Consider the following 15,684-nt stretch of genomic DNA (forward strand, 5'->3'; position numbering starts at 1 on the left):
CGATTAAGAGACCAATCTCATTTTTTAGATTAATATTTAGGATTTCGAAAATATTCAAAAAGTCTTTTAATCAATATAATGAGAACATTTTTTAGACTCATTAACAAACTACTTTCACGCTTTAGTTGTTTACCGGTTTTAAAACACAACTGCAGTTTTTGATGCGCTAGTGCGTAGTGGAGGGGAAGCTTTGTGTATGATGATTTGTCATCTTGGAGAACGCGAGATTCAGCAGGGATGTGTTGTATGCACATTTTTCGAAATGTAGGAAATTTCAAGTCATGGAGTATGGAGAATGCAATACAAATTGATGCTGAGTTTTTTAGCATTGATGATCAGTAGTTTTCTTATAAAAGTTGAGGGTAAAACTGCTCCAAGAAAAAGACCATTGACCTCGGTAAATATAAATAAACATCTAGAAAGAACAGGAAATTTTTTATCGAAAGTGAAGGGGATAAAAGAAAAAGGAGAAAGTGCGAAAAGCATACAAAATGCACAGAGAACAAAAGGGGATGTGTTGCCTGAAGAAGAGGGAAGGAAAAGAGACAGTCTTTTTTTTAAGCTCCTAACAAATTCAACAATCAGTGATGCTACTTCTGTTTATATTACTGACCATGATTCTGAGGAAACTGGTAAAAAAATAAAGAGCTTCAACTATAAGGATGCAGGCTATTCCATTAATAACACGGTTCAGGATGGTGGGCGGCTCTATATTAATGAAGCGAGTGTTAGTAGAGATACGATGATTAAGAATGGTGGTATTGAGTTCGTCCAAAGTTTGAGTAATTCAGAATATACACTTATTAAAAAAGGGGGAAAACAAATTGTTACAAATGGTGCAAATGCTGAGGGGGCTAAAATCTATGGTGGTCAACAAGTTGTTATTGGTAAGGGGGCTTTTGAAGATAGTCTTAGAGAAAGCAGCGCTTATTACACTGAGATATATGGTGAAGGTGGTACGCTAGGATTACAGAATATATATGATGGTGGAATAGTTTTTGACACAAAAATTATGAAAGGAGGAGTACAGAATGTTGGTGCTACAAAAGGTGAGGATTCTACATCAAGTAGTGGTGCTTTTGCAATTTATACCGAAGTTTTTAAGGATGGCATACAGAACATCTTTGCAGAAGGAAATGCTAGTGAGGTTATGCTCTATGATAGAGCTACTCAACAAGTATACGGTAATGGATATGTAGATACTCTAACAATTAACCATCAAGCAAAATCATGGGTCTATTGGGGGGCAATATTACATAAAGATACCATAGTTAATGATTTTGGTAGTATCTACATTTTTGCTGGTAATAATAAAGACATTACGGAAGTAGAAAGAGTTATTTTAAATGGAGAGGATGCAAGATTATACATTATTGCTACTGAGGGCAACGGTAATAGATCAAAAATTAATATTGAGAATTTAAGTGGAAGTGGCAGAGTTATTTTTACCTCTATGGGAGGTGATAATGACTACTACTCTCAGCTTAATATTGATGATCTTTCAGGGAATTTACATTTTAATTTCAATGTTAACTTTGCCAATCATCTTAGTGATTATCTTCTTATTAAAAAAAATAGCTCAGGTCATCACACAATAAGTGTTGTTGATTCTGGGGTTGAAATTACAAATCCTTCTCACAAAAAGCTTAAATTAATTTCTGATCACAGCGGAAATGCTCATTTTTCTCTGACAAACAGCTTTGGTGAAAAAATCAGCACCATTGATGCCGGAACCTACACATATCGTTTGAAACACAGTAAAAAGAATGATACCGGCAAAATTTGGTATTTAGATGCGAATTACGCTCTTGATCGTACAAACACTCCTTTATTTTTAGATTTTAGCTTAAAATCAACTACTGCTCCATCCTTAGATGTTCTCACAGAGTTCAATATTGAGCAGAATATGGTTATTTCTATTGCGGATCCTAGCTTTGATAGTCGTAGTGAGGGAGTTAATGTTATTGACAGTCATAAAGCAAAAACTTCGATTAGTAACAAAGTCCGCGATGGTGGAATGCTTTATGTTTATAATAGCGGTCTTAATCTCTATACCACAATTGAAAGCGGCGGTATGGAGATTATTGAGACGCATGGTCTCTCACAAGAGAGCACCGTTTATAAAGAGGGGCAACAAAGAATTAAAAATGGAGGAAAAGCTGAAGAGAGTAAAATTTACGGTGGTACACAGTTTGTTTCAGGAGGGATTGATATCAATGGCGAGATGGTGAGGAGTAGCGCCTACAACACTATAATTTCTGGTCAAAATGAAGAGTTAGGATACCAAAACGTTTATGATGGCGGAATGGTTTTTGAAACAAAGATCATGGAAGGAGGAGTACAAAATCTTTACGTCGAAGATGATTTGAAAAATTATAGCAGTTTCGCATTCGATACCGAAGTTTTTTCTGGTGGAGAACAGAATGTTCTAGCGGGAGGTGAAGCTATTGGAGTTGTTTTACATGGGACAGCTGTCCAGAAAATAGAATTAGGTGGATATGTGAAAGATCTGATAATTAAGGATCAAGCAAAATCATGGTTACATCATGGTACAACATTAGAGGGAAGAACAATTGTTAATGATTCTGGACGAATTTATCTTTATGCTGGTGCTGATCAATCTCGTACGGAAGTAGAAGAAATTATTTTAAATGGAAAAGATACCCAATTATACTCCATTGCTTCTCATATTGATGGTGAGAGCTCTTTGATTGAAAATTTAAGTGGTAATGGCAGTGTTATTTTCACTTCTAATGTGTTTGATCCGCATTATTCTCGACTTGAGATCCATGATCTTTCAGGGAATTTACACTTTAGATTTAATACTAATTTTGCAAATCAATCCGGTGATTACCTTCTTATAAGAAAAGGGACAGGTCATCACAAAATAAGCGTTATTGATTCTGGTATTAAAATTACCCATTCTTCTCCAATCAATCAGGATTTAGTTTTTGAGCTTGATTTAATCCATGATCAAGGCGGAAAAGCGCATTTTACTCTGACAGATTTTTCTGGTGAAGAGATTAGCGCTATTGATAATGGGGTTTATATATATGCACTAAAGAAGAAAAATCATAACAATGGGAATGTTTGGTCTTTGTTTGCAGTTTATATTGATGATGTAGCACACAAGGGCAGATTTTCTCGACATTTAAGCCAAGATCAAAAGATTTCTTTTCTTTCAAAAAGTCCATCTCTGATAGATCAAGTGGGTTTCCATCATTCTTCTGAGGAACAACAGCAGGGTGTTGTTTCTGTAGATACTGCATCGCTAACTGATCAGATATTGTTACGCCCAAGTAATCGAGATCAACTTCCTTTGCAATTAATTCAGGAGATTCCAGTTTCTGATTTTTTAACCACTCCCTCTACGGATGCGGTGTTGTCAATGTCTGTGGCTCCTCAACTTGTCTTTCACAATGAGTTACAAACCGTGCGCTCTGGGCGAGAAATTCTAGAGAGAAATAAAAAGAATTCTGCTCTATGGGCATCTGCAATCAAGAGTAAAGAAAGCATTTCCGCAAACCATTTAGATTTTAAGCTGGAGCAGACAGGTGTAGTGCTCGGTATCACTGGTGTTAGTGATCTGACAAATGGAGATTTTTATCTTGGTGGTTTTGGCAGTTATGATCAGGCACATGTTGCTCATGCCCGAGGTGGTACCAGTAGCATAAAGACCTATGGCATTGGAGCTTATGCGACCTATTTTTCTCATAGTGGATGGTATTTAGACAGTGTTTTGAAATATAATCATTATGAAAATACTCTGAAAGCAGTTTCAACGAATGGTTTAGACATTGAAGGGAGTTATAAGCAATGGGCGGTTGGAGCATCCCTTGAAGGTGGATATCGTATGAAGATAGCAAAGAGCAGTTGGATGCAGCCTTATGCACAATTCACATGGTTGCAAGCTGCAGGTAAAGAAATAAAACTTACGAACAAGATGATAGGTGATATAAGCCCTTTCACGTCTTTACGCAGTGAGGTTGGTTTATCTTTAGGGTATGAGTTTGGTTCTGGTATAGAGAGCTCATCGTTGGCGTATATTACTGCTGCATGGTTGCGTGAGAATAAAGATGGTAACCACACGACGATTAATAAACAACATAAATTTAGCACCGATTTATCAGGAAATGCAGGTAAATTAGGAATAGGTTTGAGCAGCTTAGTGAGTGATAAACTAAAGCTTTATGCGGAAGCACATTATGTTAAAGGTAGCAAGGTGAAGCAGTCCCTTCAAGGGATCTTGGGTATGCGCTATAGTTTTTAAATGTGGTTGTTCTTTACTCTTTGATAAAAAATTCTGGAAAGACATTAAAAAGATAATGTGTAGGTATAGCCCCTTATTCTCTTGAGTAAACAAAGACATTTAATGGAATGTAAAAAGCATTTTTTATAATATTAAGAATACGTTAAAGATAATTCTTGCAATCTTAGGTTGAAAAAATATTTTGCAGAGCTAATTACGTTTGATGTCTACTCAGGCGTGAAGGGGAAGGATATAGCTATGCAATATAAGTGGAAACTAAGTTGTTGGATGCTCATGATTAGTAGCTGTTTTGGGCAAGCGGCAGCGGAGGGTGAGACGCATTTTTTTTGTCAGTCTTCAAGCTATGGTGAAAATGAAAAAGTACTCCATGTCCAATATAAGAAGGGTATGAGGACAAGAGCATGTATAAATATTAAAGCATCTAAAAATGATGTTATTTTAGAGAGGAGTGGTGGAACAGACTCTTTTGAAAAGCTTAGTGGTGTTAAAGGTACTGAAATATTAGGAAACAAAGTATGGGGAGGAGATGGCAATGATGAGAGTAATGCCGGGCAGTATGTGCAAGAAAATAATATTGTAGCGCGGAAAAATCCTGAACTTATTTTTATTAAGGATGGAGCAATTTTGGAACATTTTGTCCTTGATAATAATGGTAAAGCTTACATTTCGAATGATGGTCAGACAGATGATCCAGGGCACTCTATCAATAACACCGTTAGGGATGGTGCAGAGATTTATGTTTATGCAGGAGGTCTGAGTGAGAATAGCAAAATTGAATATGGTGGAATGGAAAGTATTTATGCTTCAAAAGGAAAACAAGGCATTTCAAAAAATGCTGTCGTTCAGAAAGGGGGAAAACAAAGTGTTGGGGATGGAGGAAAAGTAGAGGGGACAAAAATTTATGGTGGTAAGCAGCTTGTTTTCGGCGAGGGTGATGTTGAAGGACAAATGAAAGGCAGTAGTGCTTCTAATACTGTAATTTATGACCAAAATGAAGCACAGGGGTGGCAAGAAGTGTATGATGGGGGAACTGTTTGGAACACAGAAGTTATGCACGGGGGCGTACAAGAGATTGCAAAAAAAAATCAAAGTGCAAAAAATGGTGGTTCTGCATTTGATACTAAAGTTTTTGGGGGGGGTGAGCAGCATGTCTTAGCTGGAGGTAGAGCTATTAACGTGACTTTAAGTGAAACGGCTACTCAGGAAGTATATGCGGATGGATATGTAAAAAACTTAACAATTAATGATGCAGCAAAATCATGGGTGCATGCAGGAGCAACATTAGAAGGAAAAACGCTTGTAAATCATTCGGGACAGCTCCGTCTTTATGCTGGAAATGATCAACACCATACTATAGCAGAAGACATTGTTTTAAATGGACAAGATACAGAACTCTATGCCATTACCGAAGGGTTTGACGGAAAAAGTTCTCTCATTCAAAAGTTAAGTGGTAATGGGAGTGTTATTTTTGCGTTTACTGGTTCTGATCCATATTATTCTCAACTTCATGTTAATAATCTCTCAGGAAGTTTACATTTCGAGTTTAATACCACTATTGCTCATAATCGTGGCGATTATCTGTTCGTTGAAAAAGGGACAGGTAAGCACACAATCAGTGTTGCAGACTCTGGAGTTGAAATCACGGATCCTTTTTCAAATAAGCGTGATTTAATTACAGATCAGAGTGGTGGGGCCTCTTTTACTTTGACGGGTCTTACTGGTGAAGAAATTCATGCGATCGATGGTGGAACATATATGTATGGTTTAAAACAGAGAAAGGATGAAAACGGAAAAGTTTGGTTTTTATCTGCGGACCGTATCGCTGGACCAGATCCTTCCTTTCCTGATCCGAAAGATCCATTTGCGCCTATTTGGCAATCAACCACTCCTTCAGTTGATGCCGTACTTTCGACAGCAGTAGCTTCTGGTCTTATTTTTAACAATGAGATGGATATTGTACGTACTGGGAGAGGAATTCTGGACCAAAATAGGAAAAATACAAATCTATGGTCTTATGCGATAAAGAGCAGAGAACGTGTTGCAATAGATCATACACACTTTAAGCTTGAGCAAACAGGTATAGCGCTCGGTGCTGATCATTTAAACGAACTAACCCATGGAGATCTGTATGTTGGTGGTTTTGGTAGTTATGATAAAGCACGTGTGATTCATACACGAGGTGGTGATAGCGACGTAAACAGCTATAGCATTGGAACTTATGCAACTTACTTTGATAATCGCGGATGGTATATGGATGGTATTTTAAAATATAATTATTATCGGGATAATCTGAAAACCATTTCAACGAATGGTTTAGCCATTCAAAGCAACTATAATCAGTCAGCGATAGGTGGGGCATTTGAGGTTGGCTGTCATTTTCAACCAGCACAAAATACTTGGATGCAGCCTTATATAAAACTAACAGGTTTACAGGTTGAGGGTAAAAAAGTTAAGCTTACTAATGGAATGATAGGTGATATAAGCCCATTAACTTCATTCCGTAGTGAAGTCGGATTAACTGCAGGACATAAATTTATTTTTGACGCAGCAACTTCCTTAACAGCTTATATTACAGCAGCTTGGTTACGTGAGAATATAAATAATAATCATACAACAATTAATAATCAGCATAAATTTATCACAGACTTGTCTGGGAATGCAGGAAAATTAGGAATTGGCTTAAACAGTTTTGTCAATGATAAATTAACGCTTTATGCGGAAGCGCATTATCTAAAAGGGCATAAGATTAAGCAGTCACTTCAAGGTATTTTAGGGGCACGCTATAGTTTTTAAGATATATTTTTGCATATTTTATTAAACTTATAAATGTAATGATTAAGAAAGTTAAAAATCAATATTCATATTTATTCAGTTGAGGATCAAATATAGAGGATAAGATTATACTCTATTAAAATCTATTATTTCCTTCTCTATTGTTAAGAGGGTTGCAAATGGTACCTTATATTTAAGGTACAATTTGCTTTTTATAAATCTATATTTTCTTAGATTAAAATATTCATTTTACCGCATTTCAATTATAAGTTGTGTAAAATAAAAAAACGCACTAAAAAATTGTATTTAGACATAAATAAAACACATTATGATACAATCTACAACAGTCCACCTATGAAGTTGTGGAGTGTTTGTCTAATGATTGAGAGTGGAGAGTAGATTATGCGACATAAATGCAAATTAAGTTTTTCAGTATTGATGATCAGTAGTTGTCTTGTGCAAATTACAAGTGCATTTGAAAATAATGATGAGGAGCTACCTCATATGATGAAGGTGATAAGTGGGGAGACAATCTCGAAAGGCTCAACACAGATTACCTCTCTTTTCAGTACTAATCTTACAATTGGTGATGGCGGTGTCGAGATTGTTGATAATGGTGGAATTTCTACGTGGTCTACTGTTGATAAAGGTGGGATGCAAATAGTTACGCGTGGAGGGACTGCCGCAGAGATTAAAATCCTTGGTGGTAAACAGTTGGTTTTCGAAGAAAAGAGTTTTGATCCTAAAACTGTGGCGAAGAAAAGCAGCGCTTATAATGTTACAGTTTCTGGTAAAGATGGAGTTGTAGGACAACAAAACGTGTATGATGAGGCCTGGGTTTCGAATACAAAAGTGGGGAAAGATGGAGAACAAAATCTTTACAAGGGACAAAGAAAAGAGGGGGGAAAGGCAATGAGTACTGTGGTTTCTGAGAACGGTCGACAACATGTTTTAATGGGAGGAGAGGCCTTTGGCACTACCTTGCAAGATAAGGCTGTTCAAGTTGTTTATCCTGGTGGATTTTTGGATAGTCTAACGATTACGAATACTGCTAGTTCATGGTTACATGCTGGTGTAAAGGATATCGTTGGAGATGTAGAGGTTAATGATAGAGGACGCCTTTATTTACTGGCTGGTGATACCACTGATCATCTCACTAAACAAAAACTTTCTGTGGAGGGAAGAGTTGAAGAAATGTTATTTTTGGTGGGTGAGCGGAAACCTAACGAAAAACCTCAAATTTATATTGAGAATTTAACGGGAAATGGAACTGTCATTTTCACTTCTATCCAGTACGATCCACGTCATGTTTTACTCTATGTTGAAAATCTTTCAGGGAATTTACACTTTAAGTTCAATCTTAGTGATATAGGTGACGGTAGTGATTATTTGTTTATTGAGGGAGGTTACGGCAATCACAAAATAAGCGTTACCGATTCTGGGACTGAAATCACAGCTTCTCTCTTACGAAGCGGTAGTCTTGTTACGGGGATTAATTTGATTACCGATAGAAGTCAAAATGGAGGGGCTAATTTTGCTCTGGAAAACCAATCCGGTGAGGCAACTGAAGCTGTTGACATTGGAACTTATACGTATCGTTTGTATAAGACAGAGAGGAATGCCGATTCCAGTGGTGGTTCTACAATCTGGTATTTAGGCCTAGCGAATGGTAGATCAAGTTCCTCGGAGATTTCTTTTCCGCGTAAAAGTAGAAAACCGAAAGTTCCTATTTTTACGGATATGGGAACGAGTACATCTCAGAAGAAGAATAATGGAAGGCACAATAAGTTACCTCCCCAACCAAGACCTCCGCGGCATTTAAGAGATCAGCAGCAGCCTCCGGTATTATCTCTAGGAAATCAAACTCCTGAGGTGATACGTGCTGCAAACCATCATCCTTCTGAGGAACAACAGGAGGGTGTTGTTTCTGTAGATACTGCATCGCTAACTGATCAGATATTATTACGCCCAAGGAATCAAGATCAACTTGCTTCACCATTAAGTGAGGATCTATCAGTCTCTAATTTTTTAACCACTCCCTCTACGGATGCAGTGTTGTCACTGTCTGTGGCTCCTCATCTTGTTTTCCACAATGAGTTACAAACCGTGCGTTCTGGGCGAGGAATTCTAGAGAGAAATAAAAAGAATCCTGCTCTATGGGCATCTGCAATCAAGAGTAAAGAAAGCATTTCCGCAAACCATTTAGACTTTAAGCTGGAGCAGACAGGTGTAGTGCTCGGTATCACTGGTGTTAGTGATCTGACAAATGGAGATTTTTATCTTGGTGGTTTTGGCAGTTATGATCAAGCACGTGTTGCTCATGCTCGAGGTGGTACCAGTAGCATAAAGGCCTATGGCATTGGAGCTTATGCGACCTATTTTTCTCATAGTGGATGGTATTTAGACAGTGTTTTGAAATATAATCATTATGAAAATACTCTGAAAGCAGTTTCAACGAATGGTTTAGACATTGAAGGGAGTTATAAGCAATGGGCGGTTGGAGCATCCCTTGAAGGTGGATATCGTATGAAGATAGCAAAGAGCAGTTGGATGCAGCCTTATGCACAATTCACATGGTTGCAAGCTGCAGGTAAAGAAATAAAACTTACGAACAAGATGATAGGTGATATAAGCCCTTTCACGTCTTTACGCAGTGAGGTTGGTTTATCTTTAGGGTATGAGTTTGGTTCTGGTATAGAGAGTTCATCGCTGGCGTATATTACTGCTGCATGGTTGCGTGAGAATAGAGATGGTAATCACACGACAATTAATAAACAGCATAAATTTAGCACCGATTTATCAGGAGATGCGGGTAAATTAGGAATAGGTTTGAGCAGCTTAGTGAGTGATAAACTAAAGCTTTATGCAGAAGCGCATTATGTCAAAGGGCGCAAAGTTAAGCAGTCACTCCAAGGGACCTTGGGTATGCGCTATAGTTTTTAAATGTGGTTGTCCTTTGTTTTTAGTATATGAGGTCTTGAGGCAGTGAGTTATGTGATATTTAGGCAGCGCTTTGAGAAAAGTTGATCTTTTTGTAAAGACTATATATTCCTACTGGGTGTCGTTTTTCTTGTATTTTTCTTTTTGGTGAATGGTTCTTTTGAAGAAAAATATCTCAGTTTATACAAGGACTTCAATGAGAAGGGTTGTTCTGTTATAAGGAGATCAGGTGTCATAAATATTTCTGTTATTTACTAAGATTTGCACTGATTAGTGCGCCCATTTTTAAAATTTTCTGCGGATTTTTGTACAGTCTCTTGGCAAAAGATGTTCCGCTCGCTATAGAGTGATCCGATAATATTATAAATGTAATAAAGGTGGTTAAATGGCTATAGAGCGTACTTTTTCGATGATTAAACCAGATGCGACGCGTCGTAATTTGACGGGGGCAATTACTAAAATGCTTGAAGATGCGGGCCTGCGTGTCATTGCTTCTAAGCGGGTTTGGATGAGTCAGCGTGAAGCTGAAAAATTTTATGCAGTTCATAAAGAACGTCCATTTTTTGGTGAATTGGTTGAATTTATGTCTTCTGGTCCAACGGTTGTACAGGTTTTGGAAGGTGAAAATGCAATAGCTAAAAACCGCGAAGTGATGGGGGCAACAAATCCCATGGATGCACAGGAGGGAACAATTCGTAAAATACACGCTTTGTCGATTGGCGAAAACTCTGTTCATGGTTCAGATGGTGCTGAAACAGCAAAAACAGAAATTGCTTTTTGGTTTTCTGAAATAGAAATTGTTGGTTAATAAAAAGATGAGTGAAAAGAAAAAACCTCGAAACATCGTGTTTCAGGTTTTTTCTTATGGAGTTATAAATTTCTGAGAAAAACTGTATGAAGCTCATCTTCATGTGATGACGTGTTTTAAACCTGCGCGAAAATAGTCCCATCCTGTCCACAATGTGAGGAGAGCAGAAATCCATAGCATCATGATGCCAAAGTTTGTTATGTGCGGGATAATTTTATTACCAGCTGGTCCCGCCAACAGAAAAACGATAGCTATCATTTGTACAAAAGTTTTCCACTTTGCAAGACGAGAGACAGGAACACTGACTTTTAATTCAGCCAGATATTCACGTAATCCTGATACAAGAATTTCTCGGCAAAGAATGATGATAGCAGCCCATAGGGTCCATCCAGCAATTGTACTATCTGCGGCAAGCAAAAGCAAACAGGCAGAGACGAGGAGCTTATCTGCAATTGGATCTAACATGCGACCAATATTGGAGGTTTGTTCCCAAATACGAGCAAGGTAGCCATCAAGAAAGTCAGTAATTGATGCAATAATAAAAATGGAAGCAGCTGTCCAACGTGCGATATCACTTGATTGCAGTCGTCCCTCTATAAAAAAGCATGCAACAACCATTGGCACTGCGATAATTCGTGCATAAGTGAGAATATTTGGAAAAGAAAAAGTATGATTTTTCATAGAGCTATTTTCAATTCTTTATAAGATATAGTTTATTTTATAAACGTAACAAGGCAAGGATTACGAAACAAGTTTATTTTTCATTAAAATAGTTATGAATTTTTTGTGCAATGGTAATGGAAATTCCTGTAACTTTTGTCAAATCTTCAAGTGAAGCATCGGCAATAGCTTTAGCGCTTCCGAAATGATGAAGTAAAGCGCGCTTTCTTGTTGGGCCAATATTGGTGATTTCATCAAGCGGATTTTTGAATGTTGCTTTTTTCCGTTTTGCTTTGTGTGTTCCAATTGCAAAACGATGAGCCTCATCACGGAGGCGTTGCAAGAAATAAAGGATAGGATCCCGTGGAGAAAGTGTAAATGGTGCTTTGCCTTTTATAAAAAACCGTTCATGTCCTGCGTTACGATCAGGACCTTTAGCTATACCAACCACCGTGATAAAATCATCTAATTTTAATTCAGAAAGTATTGTATGCACACTATTTATTTGTCCTTCACCACCATCAATTAATATGACATCGGGCCACATAGGAAAAGAATCACTATTTTGCCTTTTTATATGTTTACGTTTATTAGGTAGATCATGTTCCTTGATAAGACGTAAAAATCTCCGTCTCATGACTTCTTTCATCATTCCAAAATCGTCACCGGGTGTAATATCGGTCGAGCGAATATTGAATTTGCGATATTGATTTTTAATAAAACCCATTTGGCCTGCGACAATCATCACACCTACTGCGTTCGTCCCCATAATATGGGAATTGTCGTAGACTTCTATACGAGACGGGGGATGAGGGAGTTGGAATATTTCAACAAGACCCTGAAGTAATTTTCTCTGTGTCGTTGTTTCAGCAAGCTTGCGTCCTAGGGCTTCATGCGCATTGATATAGGCGTGATTAACAAGGGTTTTGCGTTCACCTTGTTTAGGTAAAGAAAGAAGTATTTTTCGATTTGCTTTTAAACTGAATGCCTCTGTAAGGAGTGCCTTTTCTTCGATTGTTTCAGATAAAAGGATAAGTTTTGGAAGAGGTTTATCATCATAGAATTGGGCAAGAAAACTTGCTAAAATTTCAGTTCGAGAAAAAGAGGGATCTGCTTTAGGGAAATAAGCTCTGTTTCCCCAATTTTGTCCCATGCGGAAAAAGAATACTTGAATGCAGGTTTCTCCTTCTTTTTGCGCAATGGCAAAGACATCTGCTTCTTGTATCGTTTGCGGGTTAATCCCTTGATGACTTTGTATGTGCGAGAGAGCTGATAAGCGGTCACGATAGGCTGCTGCTCGTTCAAAATCAAGATTTTCTGCAGCTTGATGCATTGCTTGAGCCATATTGTTTTTAACGGATTGGCTTTTTCCTGAAAGAAAAGCTTTTGCTCCTTTCACCAATTCTCTATAATCACTCTCACTAATTTCATCTGTACAGGGTGCAGAACATCGCTTAATTTGATAAAGTAAACAGGGGCGTGTACGGTTTTCAAAAACTGCATCGGTACAGGTTCGTAATAAAAAGGCACGTTGTAAAACATTGATTGTTTGTGTTACAGCACCTGAAGAGGCAAAAGGACCAAAATAGTGGGCTTTCCTTGTTCGAGCACCACGATGTTTGTAAAGGGCAGGTGCGCGATGATCATCAGTGATAATGATATAAGGAAAACTTTTATCGTCACGCAAGAGCACATTAAAACGTGGATGTAATCTTTTTATGAGATTAGCTTCTAAAAGGAGCGCCTCTGTTTCTGTATGAGTTATAACAAATTCCATATGATATGTCGCATGAATCATGCGGGCAATACGGTTATTGTGCCCTTGTTCACGCGTATAGTTTGAAACACGTTTTTTTAGATTACGTGCTTTGCCAACATAGAGAACATCACCTTGTTCATCAATCATTCGATAAACGCCTGGCTTATGCGGGAGGTGTTTAACGAATTCTTGTATGAGTTTGGTACCTTTAAATTGATGTTTATCATTTCCTTTATTGACATTGTCCCATGATATGGGGGAGAGAAAAGGAAGTCTTTCTCTTTCATTGTTAGAACAAGTTGTGTTTTTTTTCAGGATCATTCAGTTCATCCGAAAGTATTGTTTGTTTTTCATATGAAATGTTCTTATCTATTATGGATATAATGATAGTCATTTTTCTTATGAACAACACATTATGATGTGAGATCATTCAATTTTGAATTTGTTTTACTTTTCATAAAAAACATAAGGGTGGTCTCTAAAAAAGTTTTCCGAGTTTTCTAACGTTGTATCTCGTGGATAAAAAGAGTAAATCTATGATGATGAAAGGCTATATTAAAATAGATTTTGTTTAAAAAGACAAATTTGTGCTGCTGACTATGATGTACATTAGGAGTATATTTCAAAAGATCAAGGAAATTGATATTTTAGTCTTGCAATATTTCTGAGCCGTTTTGTATTTTTGATTTTTGTGAAGAAGATTTTGATTTCAGTGCGACATAAAAAAATCTAACATAATGAATGCTCTTTTCGTATCCATTTATGCGTTATTTGTGCATTGTTATCTTGTCCAAAACGATCGAGAAGAAAGGGGCTTAATTTTTTCATTTCTTCTTCAAGAAGATAGGGAGGGTTAATAAGAATCATACCACTTCCATGCATCGTAGGTGGTCTTGAACTTTTTCGAATACGCATTTCAAGTTGTAGAATTTTAGGAATTCCTGTTTTATACAGTCCATGAAGGAAATTTTCAATTTCTTTGTCATATTTAACAGGATACCATAAAGCGTAGATTCCTCCAGGAAAACGACGATATGCTTTCATTAGTCCCTCAATAAGGCGAGAAAACTCACCAGGTTTCTCAAAGGGAGGATCAACAAGGATAAATCCACGTTTTTCCTTTGGTGGCAAATGCGCATTTAAAGAAAGCCAACCATCCAAATGTAGGACTTTTGTTTGATAATCACCAGCAAATTTTTTCGCTAAAATGTGATAATCTTCATCATGTAATTCAATTGCGGTCAGTCGATCTTGTTTACGCAATAATTGGCGAATAAGAACAGGAGAACCAGGATAGAATACTCTTTCTTTTTTTCCTTCATTGAGTGCATTAATAATATCATACCACGGACAAAGAAGTTCTTTTAAATCCTCTGGGATAGGAGCTGAAAAAAAACGTTGAACACCTTCGCGCCCTTCTCCTGTTTTTTGTGCTTCCAAAGAGGAGAGATCATAAATACCGATTCCAGCATGTGTATCGATAACACGAAAAGCTTTTTCTTTACGTTTGAGATATTCTACAATGCGGGTGACAATAATGTGTTTAAAAACATCAGCGAAATTGCCAGCATGATAAACATGTCGATAATTCATGAGTAAATTCTACCATATAGATGATCGTCTTTATTAACATAGAAAATGATTTTTATATCAACAAAAAGCCTGTTGTAGAGTTCAAAAAATATTTTGATCTAAATAAAGAAAATCAATGTTATGAATGAGTAGTTTTTTATTATACTTTTAGAGTAATGCAATTTTTATGAGCTATATTGATGTCTAAAATTAAGATCTTTTACTAAAATATGATCAAAGAGAAAAAATTTCAATTGAGTCATTTTTTATATTTACGAGATAATTTTTGTATTGTCATTCTCTTAAAAGGGAACCAGAGAGTGTATAAATGAACTGGATCATCAGTGGAGGCATTAAAAATTTTAAGATCACTTTTCACATTGATCAATAAATTTATCAATGATCTAAAGTTTTATACATTTTACATATCTGATGAAAATACTCTTAAACTGATAGAATTCTTCTTTAATAAAGCTACTGTGAAAATATGAGTAAAGGCAGTAAAACACATCTGCTGAGGTGTAGGAAGACTTCTAACATGAGCGTTTGAGAAATGATTTTATCAGTTAAAGTACAAGTTTTAAATTTATGCATGGAATGGTTAGGTTGTTATGTACGTATTAAAATATAATTTAAAAAAATTGATATGAAGTATATGAGCTGCTTTAATAAAATTAAGAAGGATTAAGTACAGTTCAGCCTAGAGGTATTATGATAGTATTAGAAATAAAGACTATGAGCTTTGGTATTTCTATTTTTCATTCTAAGAGATAAAGAAAAAGCCTTTTATCATTAAGCATAAGCCTTGAGCTTTTATTTTGTTTGCAGGCAATATAGGATTGGCATATGATATCAAGGTGCTTACCATATCTTTACGTGAGGTAAGTGGATGTTGTGGTATTT

General features: G+C 36.8%; 7 protein-coding genes. 4 read left to right on the forward strand and 3 right to left on the reverse strand.

Going from position 1 to position 15,684, the window contains the following annotated elements; translation table 11 throughout:
- The first annotated feature begins 295 nt into the window (after positions 1–295).
- The 4 genes from bafA (AC0QT4_RS04990) to ndk all read left to right on the forward strand — a co-directional run bounded on the left by bafA (AC0QT4_RS04990) (position 296) and on the right by ndk (position 10,790).
- Positions 296–4,270, forward strand: a complete 3,975-nt coding sequence (gene bafA / locus AC0QT4_RS04990) for a BafA family autotransporter (protein ID WP_473200618.1) — start codon at positions 296–298, stop codon at positions 4,268–4,270.
- 237 nt (positions 4,271–4,507) lie between these two features.
- On the forward strand, positions 4,508–7,063 hold the full coding sequence (gene bafA, locus AC0QT4_RS04995) for a BafA family autotransporter (protein ID WP_473200619.1): 2,556 nt from the start codon (positions 4,508–4,510) through the stop codon (positions 7,061–7,063).
- 381 nt (positions 7,064–7,444) lie between these two features.
- Positions 7,445–9,985, forward strand: a complete 2,541-nt coding sequence (gene bafA, locus AC0QT4_RS05000) for a BafA family autotransporter (protein ID WP_473200620.1) — start codon at positions 7,445–7,447, stop codon at positions 9,983–9,985.
- 382 nt (positions 9,986–10,367) lie between these two features.
- Positions 10,368–10,790 carry a nucleoside-diphosphate kinase gene (gene ndk / locus AC0QT4_RS05005; protein ID WP_473200621.1) on the forward strand — a complete coding sequence of 141 codons (423 nt, stop codon included), beginning with the start codon at positions 10,368–10,370 and terminating at the stop codon, positions 10,788–10,790.
- A 99-nt stretch (positions 10,791–10,889) separates the two neighbouring features.
- Here the strand turns inward: ndk and pgsA are convergent, their stop codons facing one another.
- The 3 genes from pgsA to AC0QT4_RS05020 form a co-directional block, all read right to left on the reverse strand.
- Positions 10,890–11,471, reverse strand: a complete 582-nt coding sequence (pgsA, locus tag AC0QT4_RS05010) for a CDP-diacylglycerol--glycerol-3-phosphate 3-phosphatidyltransferase (protein WP_473200622.1) — start codon at positions 11,469–11,471, stop codon at positions 10,890–10,892.
- Between the two features lie 73 nt (positions 11,472–11,544).
- A complete protein-coding gene (gene uvrC / locus AC0QT4_RS05015) occupies positions 11,545–13,530 on the reverse strand; it encodes an excinuclease ABC subunit UvrC (protein ID WP_473200623.1) in 1,986 nt (661 codons plus the stop codon).
- A gap of 408 nt (positions 13,531–13,938) precedes the next feature.
- Entirely contained in the window at positions 13,939–14,802 is an 864-nt protein-coding gene (locus AC0QT4_RS05020; RefSeq protein ID WP_473200624.1) for a 23S rRNA (adenine(2030)-N(6))-methyltransferase RlmJ, read from the reverse strand.
- Positions 14,803–15,684: the final 882 nt, after the last annotated feature.

The organism is Bartonella sp. EBT8, from assembly GCF_055796165.1.

What these genes read in the sequence shown, in the direction of transcription:
- bafA (WP_473200618.1), top strand. Translation starts at nt 296, where the DNA reads ATGCAATACAAATTGATGCTGAGTTTTTTAGCATTGATGATCAGTAGT.
- bafA (WP_473200619.1), top strand. Translation starts at nt 4,508, where the DNA reads ATGCAATATAAGTGGAAACTAAGTTGTTGGATGCTCATGATTAGTAGC.
- bafA (WP_473200620.1), top strand. Translation starts at nt 7,445, where the DNA reads ATGCGACATAAATGCAAATTAAGTTTTTCAGTATTGATGATCAGTAGT.
- ndk (WP_473200621.1), top strand. Translation starts at nt 10,368, where the DNA reads ATGGCTATAGAGCGTACTTTTTCGATGATTAAACCAGATGCGACGCGT.
- pgsA (WP_473200622.1), bottom strand. Translation starts at nt 11,471, where the DNA reads ATGAAAAATCATACTTTTTCTTTTCCAAATATTCTCACTTATGCACGA.
- uvrC (WP_473200623.1), bottom strand. Translation starts at nt 13,530, where the DNA reads ATGATCCTGAAAAAAAACACAACTTGTTCTAACAATGAAAGAGAAAGA.
- AC0QT4_RS05020 (WP_473200624.1), bottom strand. Translation starts at nt 14,802, where the DNA reads ATGAATTATCGACATGTTTATCATGCTGGCAATTTCGCTGATGTTTTT.